Here is a 24,675-nt window from a genome sequence, read left to right on the forward strand (position 1 = left end):
GCCGATACCGGCCGGCGGGGAAGTCCTTAGTGGGTAAGGATCTTGCCGAGGAAGTCCTTCGCCCGGTCGGTCTTGGGCTTGGTGAAGAACTCGTCCGGGGTGGAGTCTTCGACGATCTCGCCGTCGGACATGAACACCACCCTGTTCGCGGCACGCCGCGCGAAGCCCATCTCGTGGGTGACGACGAGCATCGTCATCCCGTCCTTCGCGAGCGTGGTCATCACGTCGAGGACCTCCTGGACCATCTCCGGGTCCAGCGCCGAGGTCGGCTCGTCGAACAGCATCACCTTGGGGCGCATGGCCAGCGCGCGGGCGATCGCCACCCGCTGCTGCTGCCCGCCGGAAAGCTGCGCCGGGTACTTGTCGGCCTGGTTCGCGATGCCGACGCGTTCGAGCAGTTCCATCGCGGTCTTGCGGGCCTCCGCCGAGTTGACCTTGCGGACCTTCATCGGCGCGAGCATGACGTTCTCGACGATCGTCTTGTGCGCGAACAGGTTGAACGACTGGAACACCATGCCGACGTCGGCGCGCAGTGCGGCCAGCGCCTTTCCTTCGGCGGGCAGCGGAACGCCGTCCACCGCGATCTCGCCGGAGTTGATGGGTTCCAGCCGGTTGATCGCCCGGCACAGTGTCGACTTGCCAGACCCGGACGGCCCGAGCACGACCACGACCTGCCCACGCGGCACCTCGAGGTTGATCTCCTTGAGCACGTGCAGGTCGCCGAAGTACTTGTTAACGGCGGCCGCCTTGATCATCGGCGCCGCCACCTCCGCGGTCATCTGGCCTCCAGGAGCGTTCGTTTGCAGGGGACTGCGGGGTCAGGCACCACGCGATGGCGGAAACCTACTCCCGTCGGACCGCTTGTAAAGGCGGCTTGACCAATACTTAGGGTTTCAAGTCCGTATCGTTCCCAAGCCACCGGACGGCCCCGGTCCGCCGCCGTCCGGCCCTGATCAGCCTAGACAAGGCAGGGATGGCTCGTAACCGGGGTCACAACAGATCTGTGACGCATCGTGACCATTACCGCCCGCGTCGGTGTGCTCACTGGGCCGGACGGCGCAGTGACACGGGCAGCGCGGAACGTGACTCACCCCATAGAGTCGTTCTTCAGTCGTCGCGGTGGCGGTGACGGCGTGAAAGGGAAACACGGGTGCGGGTACTGCTGGTGGAGGACGACGACCGGGTCGCGGGTGCCTTGACGCCCGCACTGACCCGGCGCGGCCTGACGATCAAACGCCTGGCCTCCGGCGCCGGGGTGCTCGATCTGGTGCACGAGGTCGACGTCGTGCTGCTCGACCTCGGGCTCCCCGACGTCGACGGGATCGTCCTGTGCCGCCGGATCCGCGCGGTCAGCGACGTGGCGGTGATCGTGGTTTCGGCGCGGGGTGAGGTCGACGACCGGATCCAGGGTCTGCGGTCCGGCGCGGACGACTATCTGGTGAAGCCCTACGACGTCGACGAACTGGTCGCCCGTGTCGAGGCCGTGCGCCGTCGCCGCGGTGAACGGCCTGCCGCGGCCGAACCGCCCGGCGTCATCCGGGCGGGTGATGTCTCGGTGGATATCGGGCGCCATGAGGTGCAGGTCGACGGGCAGCCGGTTTCCTTGTCCCGCAAGGAGTTCCAGGTACTAGCGCTGGTCGTCTCCGCTCGTGGCGCGGTGTGCTCGCGCGAGCACGTGCTGACCGAGGTCTGGGGCCATCGAGGCCCGGCGGAGAGCCGCTCGCTCGACGTCCACGTCGCCACGCTGCGGACCAAACTGGGCAGGCCCGCGCTGATCGAGACCGTGCGCGGCGTCGGGTACCGCCTCGGCGGCGCCTACGGCCCGGCCGAAGAGGCCTGAGCCGGTGCGCGTCCGGCTCCAGGCGATCGTGCTGACGCTGGTCGCGGCACTCGTGTTCGGCCTCGGCATCCCGCTCGCGCTCAGCGTGGCGGCCAGTGTGCAGCTCGACCTCTTCCTCGACCGGCTCACCGACACCTCCCGGTTCGCGTCGCTGGCCCAGCGTCCGCTGGTGGAGAACCGGCCGGACCTGATCGAGGACGAACTCCGCCGCTACACCGAGGTCTACGAGGTGCCGGTGGTTATCGCCGATCAGGACGGCGAGTCCGTGGCCAGCGCGCTCGGCGCCCCCGGGCAGGCCGCCCGGATCGACCTCAGGGATCCCGTGATCGCCTCGCATCTGCAGCAGGCGCTGGCGGGGCGGCGTTCCGAGCCAGGGGCGCTGCTGATGCCGTGGAACACCGAACCGCTGGTGCTGGCCGAGCCGATCCTGATCGACGGCGAGGTGCGGGGTGCGGTGATCACCCTGTCCTCGACCGAGAAGGCGCGGACCGAACTGGTGTGGTGGTGGCTGCTCATCGCGGCGGGCGCGGTGCTGGCGTTCGGGCTCGCGCTGCTGGTCGCGGTACCGGTGGTGCGCTGGATCCTGCGCCCGGTGCGGCGGCTCGACGATGCCACCGGCGCGCTGGTCGCCGCGGTGGTCAGCGGCCGCGAGGTCGAGCGGGTGGGGGAGTCGGGAGGGCCGCCGGAACTGCGCCAGCTCGAACGGTCCTTCGACCGGATGGCCGCCAGTGTCGACGAGGCGCTCACGGCGCAGCGCGCGTTCGTCGCCGACGCCTCCCACCAGCTGCGGAACCCGTTGACGGCGTTGAAGATCAGGCTCGGCAACCTCGACGGCCACGTCGACGACGACCTGGCCGCGGCGGACCTCGAAGCCGCCGTCGTGGACGCGCGGCGGCTCAACCAGATCCTCGACGAACTCCTTTCGCTGGCCCGTGCCGAGGCTTCGGGCGGCGAACTGGTGCCGGTCGGCCTCGACGAGGTCGTGGGGGCCCGGGTCGCCGACTGGGCCGTGGTCGGCGCGACGCGGGACGTGTCGCTGGCCGCCTCCGGGCTGGGCGGCGGCTTGCGGGTGCTCACCCCCGCGCGGGGGCTCGAAGTGGTGCTGGACGCGCTGCTGGACAACGCGCTCAAGTTCACCGAGCCGGGTACGGAGGTCCGCGTCACCGTCACCGTCACGGACGGGAAGGTCGACATCGCCGTCCGCGACCACGGGCCCGGCCTGCGCGACGACGAACTGGAACGCGCGGCGGACCGGTTCTGGCGCAGCACCGCGCATCAGAACGTGCCCGGCTCCGGTCTCGGCCTGGCGATCGTCACCGAGATCATGGCCCGCTCGGACGGCTCGCTGCGGCTGGGCTCACCCGACGGCGGTGGTCTCGAAGTGACCGTGACCCTGCCGGTCGCTAATCCTTGAGTGCTCTGAAATAGCGCAGCGCGCCGGGGTGCAGTGGCAGGGGAGAGGTCTCGATGGCGGGATGGACGTCGATCGACAGCGCCGCACCGGCCGCCTTGACCAGCTGATCCCGTGCGTCGAACAGCCCACGCACCAGCGCCTCGGCGACGTCGTCGGACATCGAAGCGGGCACCACGAGGAAGTTCGGCAGCACCAGCGTGGTCACCGGCTCCGACAGGTTGTAGGCCGTCACCGGGATGGTCGCCGTGCGGTACACGGGACTGGTGGCCCGCAGGGCGTCCGCGAGGTCGGTGATGTCGAGCAGCCGCAGGCCGACCGTCCGCACCCGCTCCGTGATCGACGGTGTCGGCACCCCGCCGGACCAGATGACGGCGTCGATCTGACCGGTCTCCAGGGCGGGCAGCGCTTCGTTGATGCCGAGGTTGCGCTGGTCGATCGCGCCGGTCAGGCCCGAGGCCTTCAGCAACTGCTTCGAAAGGAACTCGACACCGGAGTCCGGCGAACCGATCGCGACCTTGCGCCCGCGCAGCTGGGCGAACGACTTGACCGACGAGTCGGCGCGGACGATGACGTGCAGGTAGTCGTCGTGCACGCGGGCCAGCGCGGCCACCCCGGCCGTGTTCTCGGTGGCGACGTCGGCGGCCACGAACGCGACGTCGGCCTTCCCCGCGCGGATCCGGCCGATGTTGTCCGGGGACCCCTCGGTCTCCAGGATCTCGGGCCGTTCGGTGTCCAGCTGAGCGGCCCACGCGTCGGCCAGCGCCTCGGCGAGCTTGTCGTACACGCCGCCGTTGAGCCCCGCGGCGATCCGCACCCGCGTCCCGGACAGATCCGGTCCGCACCCGGCGACCAGGGCGCAGACCACGGCGATCACCGCCGCCAGCACCCCTGGTCTCCTCATGAGGGTCGATCGTGCCATGGAACCCCGCCCGCGTACCCTCGAAGGCGAGATGAGCGCGCGCACTTACCAGATCCGCACCTTCGGCTGCCAGATGAACGTGCATGACTCCGAACGTCTTGCCGGGCAGCTCGAGGACGCCGGCTACGTTCCGGGTGACGGCGAAGCCACACCCGACCTGATCGTGTTCAACACCTGCGCGGTGCGGGAGAACGCGGACAACAAGCTGTACGGCACCCTGGGGCATATCCGGCCGCAGAAGACCGCGAAGCCGGGCATGCAGATCGCCGTCGGCGGCTGCCTAGCGCAGAAGGACCGCGGCGAGATCGTCAAACGCGCGCCCTGGGTCGACGTCGTGTTCGGCACGCACAACATCGGCGCGCTGCCGACGCTGCTGGAGCGCGCGCGGCACAACGCCGAGGCCGAGGTCGAGATCCTCGAATCGCTCGAGACCTTCCCTTCGACGCTCCCGGCGAAGCGCGACTCGGCGTACGCGGGCTGGGTGTCGATTTCGGTCGGCTGCAACAACACCTGCACCTTCTGCATCGTCCCGGCGCTGCGCGGCAAGGAACGCGACCGCCGTCCCGGCGAGATCCTGGCCGAGGTCGAGGCGCTCGTCGCCGAAGGCGTGCTCGAAGTGACCTTGCTCGGCCAGAACGTGAACTCCTACGGCGTCGAATTCGGCGACCGGCTCGCGTTCGGGAAGCTGTTGCGCGCCTGCGGTTCGGTGGAGGGCCTGGAGCGCGTCCGCTTCACCTCGCCGCATCCCGCCGCGTTCACCGAGGACGTCATCGACGCGATGGCCGAGACGCCGAACGTGTGCCACCAGCTGCACATGCCGCTCCAGTCCGGTTCGGACAAGGTGCTGCGCGAAATGAAGCGGTCCTACCGTTCGGCGCGCTACCTCAAGATCCTCGACCGCGTGCGCGAGTCGATGCCCGACGCCGCGATCACCACCGACATCATCGTCGGTTTCCCCGGCGAGACCGAGGAAGACTTCCAGGCCACGCTCGACGTCGTCGCGCAGGCGCGGTTCTCCAGCGCGTTCACCTTCCAGTACTCGATCCGGCCGGGCACGCCCGCCGCCGAGATGGACGGGCAGCTGCCGAAGGAGGTCGTGCAGGAGCGCTACGAACGGCTCGTGAAGCTGCAGAACGACATCTCCTGGGAAGAGAACAAGAAGATCGTCGGCCGCCGCGTCGAGTTGCTGGTCGCCTCCGGTGAGGGACGCAAGGACTCCGAAACGCACCGGATGAGCGGCCGTGCCCGTGACGGCAGGCTCGTCCACTTCGCGCCGACGGGACCGCTGGTGGACCGCTCCGTGCGTCCCGGCGACGTCGTCGAGACCGTGGTGACCTACGGCGCTCCGCACCACCTCGTCGCCGACGGCGATCTGCTGTCGCACCGCCGCACCAAGGCGGGCGACAACTCCGAGGCCGGGCTCCGGCCGAAGACCAACGGCGTGACGCTGGGCCTGCCGGGTTTCGGTGCCCCGGCCGTCACGCCGGAACCGGTGAGCGGGTGTGCGCTGTGACCGAACCGAAGATCGACGAACTCGCGGCCGAAATCGACGAGGTCGGCGAGCGGGCCGCCAAGACGATCGAGCTGGGCAGGCGCGGATTCTCCATCGCCGTGCTCGCGTTCGTGCTGCTGGTCGCCCAGCTGCTGCCCTGGGTCGGCGAGCACGCCGGCTGGGAGGTGCTGCTCGGCAAGGGCGGCGGGATCCCGCAGCTGTTCGCCGCGACGTCCACCGGGATCGGCGTGTTCGCCTCCGCCGTCACGCTGGTGACCCGGCGCTGGTGGCTGGCCTGGGTCTGCGCCGCGGGCGGCTGGTTCGCCTCCGTCGACGGGATGCTCGCGATCTGGTCCCAGCAGTCCTCGCACGCGACCGGCGCGGCCGGTGGCGGCCCGGGCTTCGGGATGATCCTCGCCTGGTTCGCCACCGTCGCGCTGGCCGTCTACTGGATGCGTGCCGCCTTCTCGCGGAGCTAGCCGACGCGCAAGGTGAGGTTGCTGGACGTGTACGCGCTCGCGTAAAGCGTCGTTTCGGGGTGGTACGCCCGCAGCGTGATCACCGCGCTGAAAGAGAAGCTCAGCTTCAGGGAGAACGTCGAGTTGGGCCGGCAGGTCGTGTCGGCGATGTTCACCCAGACACTTCCTTGAAGCTGCTGCACGATGATCGCTTCGAGGCTGTCGGTCCCGTCCGTACGGGCACCGTCGACCTGCAGCTTTCCCTTGAGGGTGACCTTTTCGTTGACCTTGACCTGCTTCTTGCTGAGCGAGGCGTCGAGCTTGACCTTCTTCTTGCCTGCTTCGGAAGAGGCAGGGACCGGTGCGGGAGAGCCGATCGCCGATGCGGCCGGGGCGAGCCCGGCCACCAGAGCACAACTGATCGCCAGGGCGGCGAACGCCCGGCGTACTGGGGGAATCAGTGTCTGGTTCATGATCGAAGTCGACCACGGCTGGGCGCGGAGAGCGCCCGAATACGCACTAACGAGCGATATGTCCCTCCACAGTGGAGTGATGCGCGAAGGCCCCTGCGACGCGCTCGGGACATCCAGTGCAATGAAGGGGCCTTTCATAGCAAATTTTGCTATGAAAGGCCCCTTCATTGCACGCGTGTGCGGTGGGGGTCGGCGAAGGCTCCCTAGCGGGACCTGCCTACCGGTCCGCGATAGCCGCTTCCGCCGCTTCGAGCCACTCACGCCATTGCGCGGCCTGCTCGTCCGCCTTCTTCGCGCGACGCTCGTCGCCGGCCGCACGGGCCTTCGCCGCCTGCGACTCGAACTGCTCGACCCGTTCGCGGAACTGCGCCGCCCTGGCCTGCGCCTCGGGGTCGGTCCGCCGCCACTTGCTGTCCTCGGCCGACTTGATCGCGTCTTGCACGGCCTTCAGGCGGCCGTCCAGCTCGCGGATCCGCTCGCGCGGGACCTTGCCGATCTCGTCCCACTGGTCCTGGATGCGCCGCATGTGCTGCTTCGCCGCTTCGAGGTTCGCCGCGGGGTCGATCTTCTCGGCCTCGACGAGCAGCTGTTCCTTCTGCTGCGCGTTGGTCGCGAACTCGGCGTCCCGCTCGGAGAACACCGAGGACCGCCGTGCGAAGAACTTGTCCTGCGCCGCGCGGAAACGCTGCCAGAGCGCCTCGTCGCTGTCCTTGGGCGCGCGGCCGGCGGCCTTCCACTCGGTCATCAGGTCCTTGTAGCGGCCCGCCGTCTCGCCCCAGTCCGAGGATTCCGAGAGCGCCTCGGCCTCCGCGATCAGCTCTTCCTTGCGGTTCTTGGCGCCCGCGCGCTGCTTGTCGAGCTCGGCGAAGTGCGAGCCACGGCGGCGGTTGAACGCCTCACGGGCCTTGGAGAACCGCTTCCACAGCTCGTCGTCGGTCTTGCGGTCGACGCCCTTGACGGTCTTCCACTCGTCCAGGATGGCGCGCAGCCGGTCGCCGGCGGCCTTCCACTGGGTCGACTCCGCGGCGAGTTTCTCGGCTTCGTCGGCGAGGGCCTGCTTGCGCAGGACGGCGGCCGCGCGGGCCTCTTCACGCTCCTGCTTGGCCGCGGCCAGTGCTTTTTCGGCGTGCGCGATGACCTGCTCGATGCGGCCGCCCAGCGCGGCGATGTCGCCGACGACGGCGGCTTCGGCGAGACCGTCGCGCAGCTGGGTGGCCGTGGCCAGCGCGTGCTTCGGATCGCCCGCGCCGGACTCCAGTCGCGTCTCCAGCAGCTCGACCTCGGTGCGCAGGTCGTCGAAGCGGCGCGCGTAGTGGAGCAGACCCTCGTCCGGGCTCCCGGCCTGCCAGACCCCGACCGCGCGTTCGCCGTCGGGCGTGTTGACGTACACCGTTCCTTCGTCGTCGACCCTGCCCCAAGCGGACGGGCTGGGCTCGGCGGGCGGCACGGGGGGTGCGGGGTGCCCGCCACCGAGCGCGTGCGGTACCGGGTGCGGTGCCGGGGTACCGGTGGACGTGTTCTCCTGGGCCATCGCAGGCTCCTTATCGCCTGTACGCCCGCTGGCGCGGGCGCCCCGTCTAGCGACGGGGCCGGGTAATGCGTTGCCGTCTTGCTTCGGGGGCATCAACCCCTTGCGGCATTCAAGCAGTTCAGCGGCCACCGTGGAACCGGATGAACCACCAGAGGGCAGTGATCCTACTTCCGGTGGACCCTCCGTGTCGGTCGGTTGCCGGTCCCCGAAGGCGGGGAAGGTAACGTCGGCGGCCGTGATCCGCCGTGTCGCCGTGCTCCCGCAACCCCCACTGCTCATTCCCGAACTGGCCGCCGGAGCGGCGGACGAATGCGCCGAGCTGCGCGAAGCCTGTCTTGAGGCCGCGAGGCGGCTGACCAGCGCTTCGCCGGACTGGGTCGTCATCGGTGCGGCCTCGGGCGCGTCCGAAGTGCCGGAACACGCGAGTGGCTCCTTCCGCGGATTCGGCGTCGACGTCGGAGTGTCACTCAGCCGGGTGACAGCGTCCGAAACCGAGTTGCCGTTGCCCGCGCTCGTGGCCGGCTGGCTGCGCGAGCAGGGCGGCGCGTCGTCCGTCCGGGTCCACCTCGTCGATCCCGCCGCCCCGTCCGGCCAGTGCGAACAGCTGGGCCGTGAGCTGCGGGAGCACGCCGCGGTGCTCGTCCTCGGCGACGGTTCGAGCAGGCACGGCCCGCGTTCCCCCGGTGGCGAGGACGAGCGGGCGGAAGGCTTCGACGCAGGCATCCGCGACGCGCTGGCCAAGGCCGATGCCGAGTCGCTGGCCGGGCTCGATCCGGACTTCGCCGCGGAACTCGGGGCGGGCGGCCGCGCGCCGTGGCAGGTCCTCGCCGGTCTCGCGGCGGACGACGATTGGACCGCCGAGGTCCTCTATTCGGCCGCGCCGTTCGGCGTCGCCTACCACGTCGCGGTCTGGGAGCACGCGTGATCCGGCCGGTCGCGGTCGTCGGGCCAACGGCGACCGGGAAGACCGCGCTGGCGGTCGAACTGGCCCTCACCCTCGGGGGTGAGGTGGTCAACGCGGACGCGCTGCAGCTGTATCGCGGGATGGACATCGGGACCGCCAAGGCGACCCTCGAGGAGCGTCGAGGTGTGCCGCACCATCTGCTGGACGTCCTCGACGTCACCGAGACGGCGTCCGTCGCCGCGTACCAGCGCGACGCGCGCGCCCGCGTCGAAGAACTGCTCGACGCCGGACGCGTGCCGATCCTCACCGGCGGGTCCGGTCTCTACGTCCAAGCCGTGCTCGACGACCTCAAGTTCCCGGGCACCGATCCGGACGTGCGTGCCCGGCTGACCGCCGAAGCCGACGAAATCGGCGTCGCCGCGATGCACGCCCGGCTCAGCGGACTCGATCCCGTCGCCGCCACGGCCATCCTGCCGACCAACACCCGCCGGATCGTGCGCGCGCTGGAGGTCATCGAGATCACCGGGGAACCGTTCTCGGCGAACCTGCCGAAACCCGGGCCCGCCCGCTACGACACGGTCCTGATCGGCATCGACCGCGAACCCGCCGAACTCGACGCCCGCGTCGACCGCCGCGTGGAGATCATGTTCGAAACCGGGCTCGTCGACGAGGTCCGGACGTTGCTGGGCCAAGGACTCCGTGACGGGCTCACCGCTTCGAGGGCGTTGGGCTACCAGCAGGTGATCGCCGCGATCGACGGCGACGGCGACTTCCAGGCCGCCGTCGAGGCCACCGCGCAGGCCACCCGGAGGTTCGTGCGCAGGCAACGGTCCTGGTTCCGGCGGGACAAGCGCATCCAGTGGTTCGACGGCGGTTCGGAGCGGCTGGCCGAACGCGTCCTCGAGGTGACGGCCCAGTAGCCTTGGGGCCATGGGCGGCATCGAATTCCTTAAGGGACACGGCACACAGAACGATTTCGTGCTGCTTCCCGACCCCGACGGCCGCCTCGAGCTGACCGAAGCGCGAGTGGCTGCGCTGTGCGACCGTCAGCGCGGTCTCGGGGCCGACGGTGTGCTCCGGATCGTGCGTTCGTCCGCACTGGATGTCGAGTCCGGCGGCGAATGGTTCATGGACTACCGCAACGCCGACGGTTCCATCGCGGAGATGTGCGGCAACGGCGTCCGGGTCTTCGTGCGCCACCTGGTCGACTCCGGGCTGGTGACCGAGCGCGACTTCGTCATCGGCACCCGCGCCGGCGACAGGCCGGTCCGGATGCACGCGGACGGTTCGGTGACCGTGCAGATGGGGCCGGCGACCATCACCGGCACCTCGGTCACCGTGGTCGCCGGGAAGCCGTTCTCCGGTGTCGCGGTGAACGTCGGCAACCCGCATCTGGTGTCGGTCGTCGAGGACGACGTCGACCTGCTCGACCTGCGCGACCAGCCCGACTTCGACTCCGACGTGTTCCCGGAAGGCGTGAACCTCGAGTTCATCAACCTGCTGGGCGAGGACGCGCTGAAGATGCGCGTCCACGAACGCGGCGTCGGCGAGACACGGTCCTGCGGCACCGGCACGGTCGCCGCGGTCGCCGCCGCCCTGCACCTCGCTGGCACCGACACCGGCGAAGCGAGCGTCGACATCCCCGGCGGCCGCGTGGTGGTCGAGGTGCGCCGCGGCGGGTCCACACTGACCGGACCGGCGGAGATCGTCGCGCGTGGCGAACTCGACGAAGCTTGGTGGGCCGGGCTCGTCTAGCCCACCGCGATCGGTTCGCGTGGCAGATCACGAAGCTTCCGGATCGGCGAGAAGACCACCCACAACACCGCGGCCGCTTCGCCGACCGCGACGAACCAGAGCGTGCCGCGGATCCCGATCGCCTCACCGAGTACGCCGCCGATCAGCGCACCGAGCGGCAGCATCCCCCAGACGACGAACCGCACACTGGCGTTCATCCGGCCGAGCAGCCGGTCCGGGCACACGGCTTGCCGGTAGGACACCTGCGCGACGTTGTAGACGATGATCCCGAATCCGGCGATCGCCAGCGCGAGGGGGAACAACACGATCCGCCAGCCCGGCGCGGCGAGCGGGAGCAGCAGCTGGAACGGCCAGGTCAGCAGCGGGACGAGCCAGATCGACCGCGCCTGCCCGATCCGCCGGGTGATGGCCCCGGCCAGGATCGCCCCGAGGATCCCGCCAACGCCGCCGGTCGCCAGGACGAGACCGACGGCCGCCGGCGACAGGCCCAATTCCCGGTTCAGGAACAGGATCTCCACCGCGGTGAAGGCACCGTTGAACAGATTGGCGGTCGCGGTGCAGGCGACGATCGAGCGCAGGGCCGCGTCGGTGAACACGAACCGCAGCCCTTCGACGATCTGGGGGAGCAGCTTCGCGTCTTCATGCTGCTCGGGAACCTCTTCGACGGTGCGGATCCGCAGCAGGCACAGCGCGGAGGTCAGGAAGCCCACCCCGGTCATCAGCACGGCGTTCGCGGCGCCCGCGAGCTGGACCAGCCCACCGCCGATGCCGGGTCCGGTCAGGAACGCCACCGACTGGCTGGCCTGGAGTTTCGCGTTGCCTTCCAGCAGATGTTCCCGGCCGACCAGTGACGGCAGATACGACTGGTACGCGACGTCGAAGAACACCGTCGCGACGCCGACGAGCGTGGCGACCACGATCAGTTGCGTCAGCGACAGGACCCCCGCCCACCAGGCGAGCGGAATCGTGAGCAGCAGCGCGGCGCGGACGAAATCGGCCCGCAGCATCAGCGCCCGCCGCCGCAGGCGATCCACCCACACCCCGGCAGGCAGTCCGATGATCAGGAACGCGATCGTCTCGGCCGCGGTCAGCAGCCCCATCTGGAACGGCGTCGCGGCCAGCACGGTGGCCGCGAGCAGGGGAATCACGGTGTGACCGGCGAAGGCGCCCACTTGGCTGGCCGTATCGCCCGCCCAGAGCCGCCGGAAATCCGCATGGAAGAAGAGGGAATCTCTGCGCACGACGCCACCTTGGCCCGAGTGATTGGAAAGTGTCAATCACTTTCGGCTCTAGGCTGTCTCCGTGCCCACTCCACGACGCGCCGCCACCGAGGCCGAGATCGCCGCCATGGCCTCCGGAATAAGGCTGCGCATCATCCGGTTGACATATTCAGAGGCGCTGACCAACAAGGAACTCGCCGAACGGCTCGATCGCGACCCCGCGACGACGCTGCACCACGTGCGCAAGCTCGTCGACACCGGGTTCCTCGAAGCGCTCGCGCCGAGACGAGGCACGCGAGGCGCGAAAGAAATTCCGTATCGCTCGACCGGGTTGTCCTGGCATCTTGATTCCCGCGACAGGGGGATCGATCAGGCGATCTTCGAGGCCTACCTGGCCGAGATCGCCGACGTGGGATTCGACGAGGTGCAGCAGACGCGCCTGGTCGTCCAGGTGCCGGACGAGCAGATCGCGGAGTTCGAAGCCCGGCTCATGGCGCTTGTCGACGACTTCATCTCCCGGCCGGCCGACCCGGAAGCGAAACGCACGGCCATCTACTTGTCGAAGTATCCCAGCAGGTAATGAATTCGGTCCCGCCGCCGAAACGTGGGACCATGGAGGCACGATGACAGAACTGACACACAACGATCTGAACGACGACATGGACCCATCGACCGGCGAACTGGAGCTCGAGGACCGCGCCTCGCTCCGCCGGGTAGCGGGCCTGTCCACCGAACTCGCGGACGTCACCGAGGTCGAATACCGGCAGTTGCGCCTGGAGCGCGTCGTTCTGGTCGGTGTGTGGACCGAGGGCAGCGCCCTCCAGTCCGAGGCCTCGCTCGCCGAACTCGCCCGGCTCGCCGAAACGGCGGGCTCCGAGGTGCTGGAAGGCCTGGTGCAGCGGCGGATCCGCCCGGATCCCGCCACCTACATCGGCTCGGGCAAGGTCAAGGAACTGCGTGAGATCGTGGCGGCCACCGGCGCCGACACGGTGATCTGCGACGGCGAGCTTTCGCCAGGCCAGCTGCGCCAGCTGGAGGAGAAGGTCAAGGTGAAGGTCATCGACCGCACCGCCCTGATCCTCGACATCTTCGCGCAGCACGCCCGCTCCAAGGAGGGCAAGGCACAGGTCGAGCTGGCCCAGCTGCAGTACCTGATCCCGCGGCTTCGCGGGTGGGGTGCGGCGCTGTCCCGGCAGGCCGGTGGCCGGGCGGGCGGCGCCAACGGTGGTGTCGGTCTGCGCGGTCCTGGTGAGACGAAGCTCGAAACCGACCGACGGCGGATCAGCAAGCGCGTGTCGAAGCTGCGCCGCGAGATCGCCGCGATGGACACCATCCGCGAGACCAAACGCGGTCGCCGGGTGGCCAACGAGGTGCCGAGTGTCGCGATCGTCGGCTACACCAACGCCGGCAAGTCGAGCCTGCTCAACGCGCTGACCGGCGCCGGGGTGCTGGTCGAGGACGCGCTGTTCGCCACGCTGGATCCGACGACCCGGCGGGCGCAGACCCCTGACGGCCGCACCTACACGCTGACCGACACCGTCGGTTTCGTCCGGCACCTGCCGCACCAGCTGGTGGACGCGTTCCGGTCGACGCTGGAAGAGGCGGCCGGCGCCGATCTGCTCGTCCACGTCGTGGACGGTGCCGACCCGACGCCGGAAGAGCAGGTCAACGCGGTGCGCGAAGTGCTCGCCGAGATCACGAAGCGCCGTTCCGAGCCGCTCCCGCCGGAGCTGCTGGTGATCAACAAGGCCGATGCCGCCGACGAGGTGTCGCTGGCCCGGTTGCGGCACCAGATGGCCGGATCGGTGCAGGTGTCGGCGCGGACCGGCACCGGGATCACGGAGCTGGCCGAGGTGATCGCGGAGCGGCTGCCGAGGCCGGAGATCGTGGTCGAGGTGCTGATCCCGTACTCGCGAGGCGAACTCGTCTCCCGCGCCCACGCCGACGGCGAGGTGCTGGAGGAAGAGCACGTCGAGACCGGTACGCGCCTGGTCGTCCGCGGCAGGCCCGAACTGGCCGCGGCACTGAGCGACTTCCAGACGAACGGCTCGGCTCTGTAAGCAAGCAGGTACGTGAAGGCCTCCTTCATTGCGTTAGGGCGCGGTGAAGGGGGCCTTCACTTTGACTTCTGACGCTGGTGGTGGATCCGTGTCTGTGCCGACCCGTGCTGAGGTTCGCGACGTGCTCCAGGCCCTCGTCGATGGTGCGATCACGCGGGCACAAGCCAACGACTGGGCGCGTCCCTGGCTCGTTGACGACGGCTTTCCGGTCGAGGACGATCTGGTTCGGCGAACACTCGACCGGTTGTTCGGCGCCGACCTGATGACCTCACCGTCGAGCCACCTGCACGGCCCGGCCGACTTCCGGGCATGGCTGGACGAGTTCGATGCTCGCGAGTAGTGAGGACGGTTAGGGCGGTCCGTGAAGGACCCCTTCATGTACTTGTGGGGGTCCAAGACCACGGGGCACCGCGCTCGCCCCTGAAAGTGGCCTTCGCGACATTCCGCCCTATCTCGGCGTTCCGACCGAACTGCGCGCCGTCCCGGACGTCTCCGTACTGTGGGGCTTCAGGGGTTCCACGGTACGGAGGTGGATGTGCGGGGGATTGTCGCGGCGGTGGCCGTGCTGGCGGCGTTCATCGGCGGGACGACACCCGCCGTGGCGCAGGAGGTTCCGGCTCCGCAGCCGGTGTGCAAGAACAGCGATTCCCGGCTCAGCGAGCTTTCCGGCCTCGTTTCCGACGGCGAGCACCTCTACGCCCTCAACGACGGCGGCACCAAGACGCAGGTTTTCGTCCTCGGCCGCGATTGCAAGGTCCAGAAGGTCATCTCGGCCGCCACGGACCCGTACGACCCCGAGGATCTCGCCCGCACCGCGGACGGCACCTTCTGGCTTTCCGACACTGGCGACAACCGCAAGCGGCGGGACACGGTCGCGCTGATCTCGCTGACCCCGCAAGGCAAGGCGACGTTGCACCGGCTCACCTATCCCGACGGGCAGCACGACGTCGAAGCGCTGATCATGGACCGTTCGGGCACGCCGTACCTGATCACCAAGGACCTCTTCGGCAGCTCCAAGGTGTACCGGCCGACAGGGCCGCTCGCCAGTCCCGGTCCGACTCCGCTGGAGAACGTGGGCTCGCTGCAGATCAAGGAGACCTCGACGCAGGGCGGGCCGGCCGGATCGATCGGTTCGATGACGGTGACCGGCGCGGCGTCGATGGCCGACGGCTCGGTGGTCGCGTTGCGCACCTACACCGACGCCTATCTCTACGCCGTCACCGACGGAGACCTGAAGAGCGCGCTGCAGCGCGAGCCCGTGCGGGTGCCGCTGCCGAACGAGAAACAGGGGGAGGCGCTCACCTTCGATCCGGACGGGACCTTGTTGTCCGGCGGGGAGGGCGTCGGAGAGCAGATCCGTGCGGTGAAGGGCGCGGCTGCGCTCGCCGTGGACGCGGCCAAATCCGAGGGCAGCACGTCGGGTGGGACGGCCGGTGGCACGGGCCAGGGAACCGACTTCCCCTACGTGCAGGTCGGTATCGCCGCGATCGTCGTGATCGGCGGCTTCCTGCTGGTCGGCAGGCTCCGCAAACGGCGAGCCTGACCGAAGCTTGCCGAGCCTGACCCGGGTCTCCGCGACCCGGGATCCCGACTTGCTCCGGCTCCGGGCTACAGCCTGCGAAGAACGGCGACGACCTTGCCGAGGATCGTGGCGTCGTCACCCGGGATGGGTTCGTACGCCTCGTTGTGCGGCATCAGCCAGATGTGGCCGTCCTTGCGCTTGAACGTCTTGACCGTCGCCTCGCCGTCGATCATCGCGGCCACGATCTCGCCGGGGTCGGCCGTGGGCTGCTGGCGTACGACGACCCAGTCCCCGTCGGTGATGGCGGCGTTGATCATCGAGTCGCCGGTGACGCTGAGCAGGAAGAGCTCACCCTCACCGACGATTTCCCGAGGCAGCGGGAAGACGTCTTCGATCGCCTGCTCCGCCAGCACCGGCCCACCGGCGGCGATCCGGCCGACGAGCGGCACGTACGCGGCCTTCGCGGCCGCCTGCGGCTGCTCGACGTCGATGCCCATCGGGTTGTCGTCCGTCGCGGCGAGCACGCCCACCGCACGCGGACGGTTCGGGTCGCGTCGCAGATAACCCTTGCGCTGCAGGGCCTGCAACTGGTGCGACACCGAAGAGGTGGAGGTCAAACCGACCGCCTCGCCGATCTCACGCACACTCGGCGGGTAGCCGAACCGGCTCACCCACAGCTTGATCACGTCGAGCACCTGCTGCTGCCGCACGGTCAGGGTCTCGTCCACCTCGTAGACCTCGGGCAAGGCGCGCACCTTACCCGAGCCCCTAGGCGCGTTCCCTGCCTTGCTCTCCTTAGCCACCGTATCGCTCCTTCATCTCCTGCGTCGCCTCCCAGTACGTCCGGTCGCCCGGACCGACTTCGCGTGTCTTCGCCGGTGGCGGACGATCTTCCCGCCCACGGCACCGGCGGCGTCCGCGCAGCAGACGCCCTGGTCAACGACGTTAGCCCGCCGGGACGACGATTTCAAACATCTGTTCGATGGACACGCCGTGTCGCTCGATTTTTGTCGGTGGGAGGTGGTACACATTCGCACGGGCGTTCGATAGAACGCCTGTTCGACCTTGATCGCCGGGTCGCGGCCCGGCGCCGAGCGCAGCAGGACTTGCGAGGAGGTTCCTATGTCGATTCTGGCCGATCGAGGACTGGCGCGGCCCAGTTCCCCCGGGCCCGTTCCGGCAGGGTTGACCAGGCCCGTTCGGGTGGTTCGGGGCAGGCGTGCCGAACCTTTGCGTCCGCCAACCAGGGCGCGGGTCGTGGCGGGCCGTCGCCCCGGCGTCGCCACCGCCTCCCCGGCGTGCCCGGCGCCGAGGCGGCTTCCGCTCAGGTGGCCGTCGCTCGTCGCGATGGCCTTGCTCGTCGCCGGCGTCATCACCGGATCGGGTCTGTTCTTGGCCGGTGTTCCGGGGGCCGCGGTACCCGAACGGACCATCACGGTGTCCGTTTCGACGGGGGAGACGCTGACGGATCTCGCGACGCGATTCGCGCCAGGCAGTGACACCGGCGCGGTCGTGGCCAAGATCAAGGAGCTCAACTCCCTGGAAAACGCTGTTCTCGTGCCCGGGCTGCCGCGCGCGGTCCCGGTCGCGGCCGAGGTCGCGGAGGGTGGGAGGTGATCAGGAGGGCCGCTCTCACCCGCTGTGGGTGAGCTCCCCGTTCGTGTCTGATCGACCTGGCCGCCGCGCTTGCGTGCGTCCGACCTGCGATCTAGTCTCCACCGCTATATGTAGTAGTTACATGGCTGTAGTTGGTCCATAGCTTGGGGTAGACTCGGTACCAGTTGTCCACAGCTGGCCGGTGTTCACCCACCGGATGTCCACAGATCGATCCACATGTCGATCTTTCCCGTCGTTGCGTGGCGACGGGGGCGGATGTCCACTCGGGACCGGCCGGCGCGGAGGGGAAGGTGATCGGCGGATGAGGTGCCCGTTCTGCCGGCATGCGGACTCTCGGGTCGTCGACTCCCGAGAGGTGGATGAGGGTCAAGCGATCCGGCGGAGGCGCTCGTGCGCCGCCTGCGGTCGTCGCTTCACCACCTCGGAGACGATGGTGCTCGCCGTCGTCAAACGATCCGGGGTCACCGAGCAGTTCAGCCGGGACAAGGTGGTCCGGGGGGTGCGCCGCGCCTGTCAGGGCAGGCCGGTCGACGACGACGCGCTGCAGCAGCTGGCGCAGCGGGTCGAGGAATCGATCCGGTCGGCGGGGCTGGCGGAGATCCCGAGTCACGAGGTCGGCCTGGCGATCCTGGGCCCCCTGCGCGAACTCGACGGCGTCGCCTATCTCCGGTTCGCCAGTGTCTACCGCTCCTTCTCCTCGGTCGAGGACTTCGAGAAGGAGATCTCGGACCTCCGTGAGGCCATGGCTGCCACACCGGACGAGAGCGATCAAGACGCGAAAGACGGCTGAAGCCGCCTCCCGCGTGGGAGTGAGGGAAAAACCCATGACCGAGACCGTGGGAACAGGCAACCCGGCCACAGCGCGGACGAGTGGGAAGAAGAAGCAGGCGGGCGGGCTCACCGTGCGCCGGGTCTTCACCACCGAGGGCGTCCACCCGTACGACCAGGTCACCTGGGAGAACCGGGACGTCGTGATGACGAACTGGCGCGACGGCACGGTCAACTTCGAGCAACGCGGTGTCGAGTTCCCCGGCTTCTGGTCGGTCAACGCGACGAACATCGTCACCAGCAAGTACTTCCGTGGCGCCGTCGGCTCGGCCCAGCGCGAGCAGAGCCTCAAGCAGCTGATCGACCGCGTCGTCCACTCCTACGTCAACGCGGGTCGCGAACACGGCTACTTCGCGACCTCCGCCGACGCCGAGGTCTTCGAGCACGAGCTGACCTGGATGCTGCTGCACCAGGTGTTCAGCTTCAACTCGCCGGTGTGGTTCAACGTCGGCACGACGTCGAAGCAGCAGGTCTCGGCGTGTTTCATCCTTTCGGTCGACGACACCATGGAGTCGATCCTCAACTGGTACCGCGAAGAGGGCCTGATCTTCAAGGGTGGCTCCGGTGCCGGGCTGAACCTCTCCCGCATCCGTTCTTCGCGTGAGCTGCTGTCCTCCGGCGGCACCGCGTCCGGTCCGGTCTCCTTCATGCGCGGCGCCGACGCGTCCGCGGGCACCATCAAATCCGGTGGGGCCACCCGTCGCGCGGCGAAGATGGTCGTCCTCGACGTCGACCACCCGGACGTCGAGGAGTTCGTGCAGACCAAGGCCCGCGAAGAGGAGAAGATCAAGGTCCTCCGCGACGCCGGGTTCGACATGGACCTCTCCGGTTCGGACATCACCTCCGTGCAGTACCAGAACGCGAACAACTCGGTCCGTGTCTCCGACGAGTTCATGCAGGCCGTCGAGACCCAGGGCGACTTCGGCCTGCGGTCCAGGACGAGCGGTGAGGTCATCGACCGCGTCGACGCCAAGAAGCTGTTCCGCACCATCGCGCAGGCCGCTTGGGAATGCGCCGATCCGGGGCTGCAGTACGACGACACGATCAACGACTGGCACACCTGCCCCGAATCAGGCCGGATCACCGCGTCCAACCCGTGTTCGGAGTACATGCACCTGGACAACTCCAGCTGCAACCTGGCCTCGCTGAACCTGCTCAAGTTCGCCACCGAGGACGGCGGTTTCGACGCGCCGCTGTTCGCGAAGGCCGTCGAGCTGGTCATCACCGCCATGGACATCTCGATCTGCTTCGCCGACTTCCCGACCGAGGCGATCGGCGACACCACCCGTAAGTTCCGTCAGCTGGGCATCGGCTACGCGAACCTCGGCGCGCTGCTGATGGCGCTCGGGCACGCGTACGACTCCGACGGCGGCCGCGCGCTCGCCGCCGCGATCACCTCGCTGATGACCGGCGTTTCGTACCGCCGTTCCGCCGAACTCGCCGCGGTCGTCGGGCCGTACGAGGGCTACGCGCGCAACGCCGAGGCGCACCAGCGGGTCATGCGCAAGCATGCCGCCGCCAACGAACTGGTGCGGACCTACCACGCGAACGACGCCGCGGTCCGCGCGCTCGCGACCCAGGAATGGAAGCGCGGCATCGAACTGGGCGAGGCAGGCGGCTGGCGCAACGCGCAGGCCTCGGTGCTCGCCCCCACCGGCACCATCGGCTTCATGATGGACTGCGACACGACCGGCATCGAGCCGGACTTCTCGCTGGTCAAGTTCAAGAAGCTGGTCGGCGGCGGTTCGATGCAGATCGTCAACCAGACCGTCCCGCGCGCTCTTTCCGCGCTCGGCTACCAGGGCGAACAGATCGAAGCGATCGTCGAGTACATCGCCCAGCACGGCCACGTCGTCGACGCTCCCGGCCTCCGCCAGGAGCACTACGAGGTGTTCGACTGCGCGGTGGGGGAGCGGTCCATCGCGCCGATGGGGCACGTCCGGATGATGGCCGCGGTGCAGCCGTTCCTGTCCGGCGCGATCTCCAAGACGGTCAACATGCCGGAGTCGGCGACCGTCGAAGAGGTCGAGGAGATCTACTTCCAGGGCTGGAAGTACGGCCTCAAGGCGCTCGCGATCTACCGCGACAACTGCAAGGTCGGCCAGCCGCTGTCCACCGGTAAGAAGGAGAAGGCCGCCCCCGAGGCCGAAAAGGTCGTCGAGTACCGGCCGGTCCGCAAGCGCCTGCCGAAGAAGCGTCCGAGCCAGACGGTGTCGTTCACCGTCGGTGGCGCCGAGGGCTACCTGCACGCCGGTTCGTATCCGGACGACGGGCTCGGCGAGATCTTCGTGAAGCTCGGCAAGCAGGGTTCGACACTGTCGGGCGTGATGGACGCGTTCTCGATGTCGATCTCGGTCGGCCTTCAGCACGGGATCCCTCTGGAGTTCTACGTTTCGAAGTTCTCCAACCTGCGCTTCGAGCCCGCTGGCATGACCGACGACCCGGACATCCGGATCGCCACCAGTGTCATGGACTACCTGTTCCGCAGGCTGGCGCTGGACTACCTGCCGTACGAGAAGCGTTCGCAGCTCGGCATCTTCACCGCCGACGAGCGTTCGGCACAGGTCGAGGCGAGCTACGGCGCCGCTCCTGCCGCGGAACAGGAGAACGTCGACCTCGACGCCCTTCGGTCCACTGTGGACTCGTCGACCGGCGCTCCCGCCAAGGTGGCGCATTCGACGGCGGAACTGGTGGAGCTGAACCTCGGCACCGCTTCCGACGCGCCGCTCTGCATGACCTGCGGCACCAAGATGCGGCCCGCCGGTTCCTGCTACGCCTGTGAAGGCTGCGGAGCGACCTCCGGCTGTAGCTGATCCCGATGCCTGCTTCGGCGGACGACCGACGTCGTTCGCCGGAGCAGGCGCCGGTGAACCCGGTTGTGCGGTGGCCCGTCCGCTGCTGAACTGGTCTCGTGTTCGATGTCCGCTGGGAACGGCCGCTGCATCAAGCCGGTTCGCCGTCCGCGATGGCGGCCACCGCACGCCACCTGGTCGTGCACGAGCGAAGTACGCGATTGGTCGGCCTGGAGCCTGCCGGCGGCTCGGTGCGTTGGGATGTCCCGGTCGGGACATGGCCGCGTGCGATCGTGATCGACGAACCGTATTGCTTGGTGGTTCCGCAGAACAGCAGCAGGCTGGTCTGCCTGGACGTCGAAACCGGCGAAGACGTCTGGCAGGCGGAGCCGGGCTCGTTCGCCGGTCATGTCGTCGTAGACGAAGAGCTCGTGCTCGTGGGCGGCTGGCGCGGCTATACGCCACTGTCCGCGGTGGACCTCCGCACCGGTGCTTTGCGTTGGCGGGCGAGAGAGTGCGGAAGCACGGTCCGTCCGGCAGCGACCGAGGCCGGTTTCCTCCTCGGAAAGCCGAGCGGCGACTCCGTACGTTTGATCGATCGAGGTGACGGCCGGGAACTGGTCACCTGGCCCTTGCCGGAGCCATTGGTCGGGCCCGACACCGGGCCGGCCTTTCGTGTGGACGACGACGGTGGCGTCCTCGTGCGGTGCGGTGACCGCTTGGTCGTTCGTATCGCCCTGTCCGAGACGAAAGCCGAGACAGTGGTCCGTTCCGAGCGCGCTCTCGCGTCCAGAGCGGTGGACCTGTGTGGCGGCTTGCTCTGGCTGGCCGAGCGGCGTGGTGGCTACACAGTGGTCGACGCGTCGGACGGCGCCGAGCAGTGGAGGATCCGGCACGATCGGCGGTTCGTCCCCTCGGTCGCTTCCGCGGACGGAGGGTTCGTGATCGCCGACGAGGGCGGGTTGTTGTTCCGGATCGACTTGGCCGGAACGGTGAGCGAGCGCGTCCGGATAACCCAGCGGATCCGAGGCCTTCGCGAGCAAGCGCCTTCAAGGTTCGTTCTGCTCACGAAGGGGTCCTTACTCGCCGTCGACGCCCGGAGGCTCTGATGACAGCTGATAGTGGAATCGTCGACCCGTTCGGCACGCTCAAACGGGCGCTCTGGATCTGCGGCGGCCAGTGGGCGGGAAAGTCCACCGTGTCCCGGCTTCTCGCGCGTCGTCACGGCATCACCGTGTATCACTACGACTTCCACGACGCCCGCGCGCACGAGGACCGGCGCGTGGCCCACCGCCTCCGCAACGGTTTGCCCGCGGCGGATCCCGACCCGGACGCCGTCTGGGTCGACCCCACTCCCGAACGGATGGCCGCCGACACGATCGCCGGCTTCCCGTTGCGGTTCGAATGGGCTCTGGACGATCTGCGCGCGTTGGTCTCCGGTCGCCCGATCCTCGCCGAGGGCTGGGGTTTGCGCCCGGAACTGGTCACGCCCCTCCTGGATTCACCGCGGCGGATGATCGTGATGGTGCCCACCGACGGTTTCCGCGAGCATCAGCTTCGCGTGCTGCCGCGGGCCGTCGCGGTGGCGCACCGGGTCAGCGATCCCGAGCGCGCGCAACGCAACCGAATCGAGCGAGACCGTCTTGTCGCCGAAGACGCCGTCCGCGCGGCGAAGAGCCTCGGCGTCCGGGTGCTGGAAATCGACGGCTCAGCAGACGCCGAGGCGGTCGCGGACGTCGTCGCCGAACACTTCGCTCCCTACCTGGTCTGAGCGAGATCGAGGACGAAGGTCGCCACCGCCAGCGCGAGGAACCCGGCGGGGAAGGCGATGTTGTAGAGGACGCGGGCGCGCACATGGGTGAGGACGGCGCCGACGTAGAACAGCACGAGCCCGGCGGCCGCCGCGGTCCCGATGTACGGCACCCCGAGCAGGCCGAGCAGCAGCCCGGCCGCGCCCGCGGCTTTCAGCGAAGCCAGTGGCGGGATCCAGGACTGAGGCACGTTGACCTCGGCGGAGTTCTTCAGGACGAACGGGATCCGCGCGAAGTCGGCGGCGGCGATCCCGGCGTTGATCACGATCGTCAGGATGGCGAGGGTGAGATATGCGGTGGACATGCCCACTGGACGAGGCCCGCGCCCGGAACGTGACAGCGGTCAGGCTCGCCAGCGTTCCAGCACGGCTTCGATGGCGGAGTGGATGCGGTCGCGGGCGGTCTGCCGTTCCACGCCTGCCATGAGGAGGTCGTCGTACTCGGTGTCCAGGTGCCGGATCGAGGCGACGACGGCGAGGAACACCGCTCGTTCGGCCAGTTCCCGGCCGGCGGCGGAGCGGCCCACCCGGCCGCTGCCGCGCCGGCCTGCGTGTTCGGCGATGGCGCGCGCTCGTTCCGGCGGGCAGCAGGGGAACATCTCCGTGATCGCGGTGTGGAACCGGGCGGTGAACTCGACGTCTTCCTCGGCGCGCCGCTCACGATCCCGTCCGCGGCGTCGTTCCCGGACGTCCTCGTCCGCGAGGCACTGTTCTTCGGCGGCGCGCAACGCCGCGTCTTCGACCAGGAGCCCTTGCCGCTCACTCCGCTTCCTCGACCGGTTGAAACGGACGACGACGGCGGAAAGCCGGCTCGCCTTCTTGGCCCGGCGGGTCAGCGCGGTGTCCCCCGAGGGCAGGAAGACCAGGTGACCGAGGTCGGCGCAGTCGAGGCAGAGCGGCTTCTCGTTCTCCATGAACAGCAGGTCGCCGGTGCCGCCGCAGTCGGCGCACGTCCAGTCCTTCAGCGCCACGGAGACGACGAGATCCGGCGCCTTCTGTTGGCGGGCGAGGACTTGCGCACGTTTCGCTTCGGACAGTCCCGGCATGAGCCACTGCGTCCGGAACAGCGGTTCGAGGCCGGCCAGTTCGCCCGAAGTCACCCGGAGGACAGCTCGGTCGCGGGTCGCGCCGACATGCTCGATCTCGGAGCTTTCGAGGGCCTTTTCCTTCGCCCATCCTTGAAGTGCGCCGAGGGCGAAGTTCAGTTTCTCCGCGCTCACCGGCAAGGCCGTGGACAGATCGGGGATCCGTCCCTGCTGCCAGCTTTTGAGCACGTTCTCCGGCAGCCAGCCGATGCCGCTCAGGATGTCGAGCGCGGTCACCGATTTCCGTTTGGACAGCAGTTTCTCCGCCGTCTCCACGACGCGCTGTTCCAGTTTCGCCTCACCTTGCATCGCCGGGAATCCTAGCGATCAGGCGGTCTCGGTCCGCGCGCGGTAGGCCCGGATCTTGGCGCGGTTGCCGCAGCGTTCCATCGAGCACCAGCGGCGGTTGCCCGAGCGCGAGGTGTCGAAGAACAGCAGGTGGCAGTCGTCCGCGGAACATTCGCGGACCCGGCCGGACCGTTCGCCCGCGACGAGTCCGATGGCGTCGCGGGCGACGGCGCCGAGGAGTTGCTTCCCGGTGACGGGTGGCGCCCAGGCGAGCCGCCGGGTCTTCGGGTCGACGAGAGGCCTCGGGGTCGCCTCGGTCGCGCTGTTCAGCAAGGCGAGGTCTTCGTCCGACGGCGTTTCGCCACGGGCGAGGGCGGGCGCGACGCGGTAGAGCGTGTCGCGGAGTTCCTTGAGCGCGGCGAGTTCGGCGGGCTTGATCCGGACGTCGGTCAGGGGAGCGGTCAGTGCCAGCCGGGAGCCGGTGAACCACTCGGCCAGATCGGACGGAGTATGCGCGCTCTCGTAGCGCTCGTACGGGCCGGGACCGCCGGTCAGCATGAGTTCGAGGCTGAGGCTGCCCGGATCGAACCGATAGCGCTCACCCTGGGCGCTGACGAGCAGTCTTGTTCCCGGAGTCATGTAACCACTATAGTCGGTTTCGGAAACC

Annotated in this window: 25 protein-coding genes; 16 read left to right on the plus strand and 9 right to left on the minus strand. The window is 68.9% G+C overall.

The genetic code is table 11. The annotated features are described in order from the left end of the window. Positions 1–26: 26 nt before the first annotated feature. Positions 27–755 (minus strand): amino acid ABC transporter ATP-binding protein, encoded by a 729-nt coding sequence (locus DL990_RS22980; protein WP_199746565.1) that lies wholly within the window; start codon positions 753–755, stop codon positions 27–29. 395 nt (positions 756–1,150) lie between these two features. On the opposite strand from DL990_RS22980, the gene DL990_RS22985 reads away from it, so the two are divergent. After that, entirely contained in the window at positions 1,151–1,840 is a 690-nt protein-coding gene (locus DL990_RS22985) for a response regulator transcription factor (RefSeq protein WP_125785363.1), read from the plus strand. Positions 1,841–1,844: 4 nt separating this feature from the next. Continuing rightward, positions 1,845–3,254 (plus strand): HAMP domain-containing sensor histidine kinase, encoded by a 1,410-nt coding sequence (locus DL990_RS22990; RefSeq protein ID WP_125785364.1) that lies wholly within the window; start codon positions 1,845–1,847, stop codon positions 3,252–3,254. On the opposite strand, the gene DL990_RS22995 is transcribed toward DL990_RS22990, so the two are convergent. Then, positions 3,244–4,155, minus strand: a complete 912-nt coding sequence (locus DL990_RS22995) for a TAXI family TRAP transporter solute-binding subunit (RefSeq protein ID WP_125799851.1) — start codon at positions 4,153–4,155, stop codon at positions 3,244–3,246. The two genes, DL990_RS22990 and DL990_RS22995, sit on opposite strands and share 11 nt — an antisense overlap. A gap of 16 nt (positions 4,156–4,171) precedes the next feature. On the opposite strand from DL990_RS22995, the gene miaB reads away from it, so the two are divergent. Both miaB and DL990_RS23005 read left to right on the plus strand, forming a co-directional pair. Beyond that, entirely contained in the window at positions 4,172–5,686 is a 1,515-nt protein-coding gene (miaB, locus tag DL990_RS23000) for a tRNA (N6-isopentenyl adenosine(37)-C2)-methylthiotransferase MiaB (protein ID WP_199746566.1), read from the plus strand. Next, the gene (locus DL990_RS23005; RefSeq protein ID WP_125785367.1) at positions 5,683–6,144 is read left to right on the plus strand and encodes a hypothetical protein; all 462 of its coding nucleotides are present in this window, start codon (positions 5,683–5,685) and stop codon (positions 6,142–6,144) included. Before miaB ends, DL990_RS23005 begins: the two co-directional genes overlap by 4 nt. Here the strand turns inward: DL990_RS23005 and DL990_RS23010 are convergent. Both DL990_RS23010 and DL990_RS23015 read right to left on the minus strand, forming a co-directional pair. Further along, positions 6,141–6,596 carry a hypothetical protein gene (locus DL990_RS23010; RefSeq protein ID WP_125799853.1) on the minus strand — a complete coding sequence of 152 codons (456 nt, stop codon included), beginning with the start codon at positions 6,594–6,596 and terminating at the stop codon, positions 6,141–6,143. The two genes, DL990_RS23005 and DL990_RS23010, sit on opposite strands and share 4 nt — an antisense overlap. Before the next feature lie 217 nt (positions 6,597–6,813). Next, positions 6,814–8,127 (minus strand): DUF349 domain-containing protein, encoded by a 1,314-nt coding sequence (locus tag DL990_RS23015; RefSeq protein WP_125799854.1) that lies wholly within the window; start codon positions 8,125–8,127, stop codon positions 6,814–6,816. 235 nt (positions 8,128–8,362) lie between these two features. Between DL990_RS23015 and DL990_RS23020 the strand changes: the two genes are divergently transcribed. From DL990_RS23020 to dapF, 3 genes are read left to right on the plus strand one after another with little or no spacing between them, the layout of a single operon-like run. Next, a complete protein-coding gene (locus DL990_RS23020) occupies positions 8,363–9,052 on the plus strand; it encodes a class III extradiol dioxygenase subunit B-like domain-containing protein (protein ID WP_125799855.1) in 690 nt (229 codons plus the stop codon). After that, positions 9,049–9,951, plus strand: a complete 903-nt coding sequence (gene miaA, locus DL990_RS23025) for a tRNA (adenosine(37)-N6)-dimethylallyltransferase MiaA (RefSeq protein ID WP_199746547.1) — start codon at positions 9,049–9,051, stop codon at positions 9,949–9,951. Before DL990_RS23020 ends, miaA begins: the two co-directional genes overlap by 4 nt. 10 nt (positions 9,952–9,961) lie before the next feature. Further along, positions 9,962–10,786, plus strand: coding sequence for a diaminopimelate epimerase (dapF, locus tag DL990_RS23030; protein WP_125799856.1), 825 nt, complete (start codon positions 9,962–9,964; stop codon positions 10,784–10,786). On the opposite strand, the gene DL990_RS23035 is transcribed toward dapF, so the two are convergent. Further along, complete coding sequence (locus tag DL990_RS23035; RefSeq protein ID WP_125799857.1) at positions 10,783–12,027, minus strand: MFS transporter; 1,245 nt, start codon at positions 12,025–12,027, stop codon at positions 10,783–10,785. The genes dapF and DL990_RS23035 overlap by 4 nt on opposite strands. A 61-nt stretch (positions 12,028–12,088) precedes the next feature. On the opposite strand from DL990_RS23035, the gene DL990_RS23040 reads away from it, so the two are divergent. The 4 genes from DL990_RS23040 to DL990_RS23055 all read left to right on the plus strand — a co-directional run bounded on the left by DL990_RS23040 (position 12,089) and on the right by DL990_RS23055 (position 15,609). Further along, on the plus strand, positions 12,089–12,586 hold the full coding sequence (locus tag DL990_RS23040) for a transcriptional regulator (protein ID WP_125799858.1): 498 nt from the start codon (positions 12,089–12,091) through the stop codon (positions 12,584–12,586). A 43-nt stretch (positions 12,587–12,629) separates the two neighbouring features. Beyond that, positions 12,630–14,066 (plus strand): GTPase HflX, encoded by a 1,437-nt coding sequence (gene hflX / locus DL990_RS23045; protein ID WP_125785374.1) that lies wholly within the window; start codon positions 12,630–12,632, stop codon positions 14,064–14,066. 88 nt (positions 14,067–14,154) lie between these two features. Then, positions 14,155–14,406 carry a hypothetical protein gene (locus DL990_RS23050; RefSeq protein ID WP_125799859.1) on the plus strand — a complete coding sequence of 84 codons (252 nt, stop codon included), beginning with the start codon at positions 14,155–14,157 and terminating at the stop codon, positions 14,404–14,406. Positions 14,407–14,601: 195 nt separating this feature from the next. After that, positions 14,602–15,609 carry a hypothetical protein gene (locus DL990_RS23055; protein ID WP_125799860.1) on the plus strand — a complete coding sequence of 336 codons (1,008 nt, stop codon included), beginning with the start codon at positions 14,602–14,604 and terminating at the stop codon, positions 15,607–15,609. Between the two features lie 65 nt (positions 15,610–15,674). Here DL990_RS23055 and lexA read toward each other — a convergent pair whose 3' ends face one another. Further along, entirely contained in the window at positions 15,675–16,391 is a 717-nt protein-coding gene (gene lexA / locus DL990_RS23060) for a transcriptional repressor LexA (protein ID WP_125799861.1), read from the minus strand. A 454-nt stretch (positions 16,392–16,845) separates the two neighbouring features. Here lexA and DL990_RS23065 point away from each other — a divergent pair, with 454 nt between their 5' ends. The 5 genes from DL990_RS23065 to DL990_RS23085 all read left to right on the plus strand — a co-directional run bounded on the left by DL990_RS23065 (position 16,846) and on the right by DL990_RS23085 (position 22,596). Beyond that, a complete protein-coding gene (locus DL990_RS23065; RefSeq protein ID WP_233620545.1) occupies positions 16,846–17,205 on the plus strand; it encodes a hypothetical protein in 360 nt (119 codons plus the stop codon). A gap of 301 nt (positions 17,206–17,506) precedes the next feature. After that, complete coding sequence (nrdR, locus tag DL990_RS23070) at positions 17,507–17,995, plus strand: transcriptional regulator NrdR (protein ID WP_034311932.1); 489 nt, start codon at positions 17,507–17,509, stop codon at positions 17,993–17,995. A gap of 34 nt (positions 17,996–18,029) precedes the next feature. After that, positions 18,030–20,846, plus strand: a complete 2,817-nt coding sequence (locus tag DL990_RS23075) for a vitamin B12-dependent ribonucleotide reductase (protein WP_125785378.1) — start codon at positions 18,030–18,032, stop codon at positions 20,844–20,846. 98 nt (positions 20,847–20,944) lie between these two features. Beyond that, entirely contained in the window at positions 20,945–21,934 is a 990-nt protein-coding gene (locus DL990_RS23080; protein WP_125799862.1) for a PQQ-binding-like beta-propeller repeat protein, read from the plus strand. Beyond that, positions 21,934–22,596 carry a hypothetical protein gene (locus DL990_RS23085; protein ID WP_125799863.1) on the plus strand — a complete coding sequence of 221 codons (663 nt, stop codon included), beginning with the start codon at positions 21,934–21,936 and terminating at the stop codon, positions 22,594–22,596. Before DL990_RS23080 ends, DL990_RS23085 begins: the two co-directional genes overlap by 1 nt. On the opposite strand, the gene DL990_RS23090 is transcribed toward DL990_RS23085, so the two are convergent. Genes DL990_RS23090 through DL990_RS23100 form a run of 3 tightly spaced genes read right to left on the minus strand, consistent with a single transcriptional unit; the run spans position 22,584 to position 24,647 of the window. Beyond that, the gene (locus DL990_RS23090; RefSeq protein ID WP_125785381.1) at positions 22,584–22,940 is read right to left on the minus strand and encodes a DoxX family protein; all 357 of its coding nucleotides are present in this window, start codon (positions 22,938–22,940) and stop codon (positions 22,584–22,586) included. The two genes, DL990_RS23085 and DL990_RS23090, sit on opposite strands and share 13 nt — an antisense overlap. 39 nt (positions 22,941–22,979) lie before the next feature. Continuing rightward, the gene (locus DL990_RS23095) at positions 22,980–24,029 is read right to left on the minus strand and encodes a DUF2293 domain-containing protein (RefSeq protein ID WP_125799864.1); all 1,050 of its coding nucleotides are present in this window, start codon (positions 24,027–24,029) and stop codon (positions 22,980–22,982) included. Between the two features lie 18 nt (positions 24,030–24,047). After that, the gene (locus DL990_RS23100) at positions 24,048–24,647 is read right to left on the minus strand and encodes an ABATE domain-containing protein (protein ID WP_125799865.1); all 600 of its coding nucleotides are present in this window, start codon (positions 24,645–24,647) and stop codon (positions 24,048–24,050) included. Positions 24,648–24,675 lie beyond the last annotated feature (28 nt).

This window comes from Amycolatopsis sp. WAC 01416, assembly GCF_003947485.1.
Taxonomy (GTDB): Bacteria; Actinomycetota; Actinomycetes; order Mycobacteriales; family Pseudonocardiaceae; genus Amycolatopsis.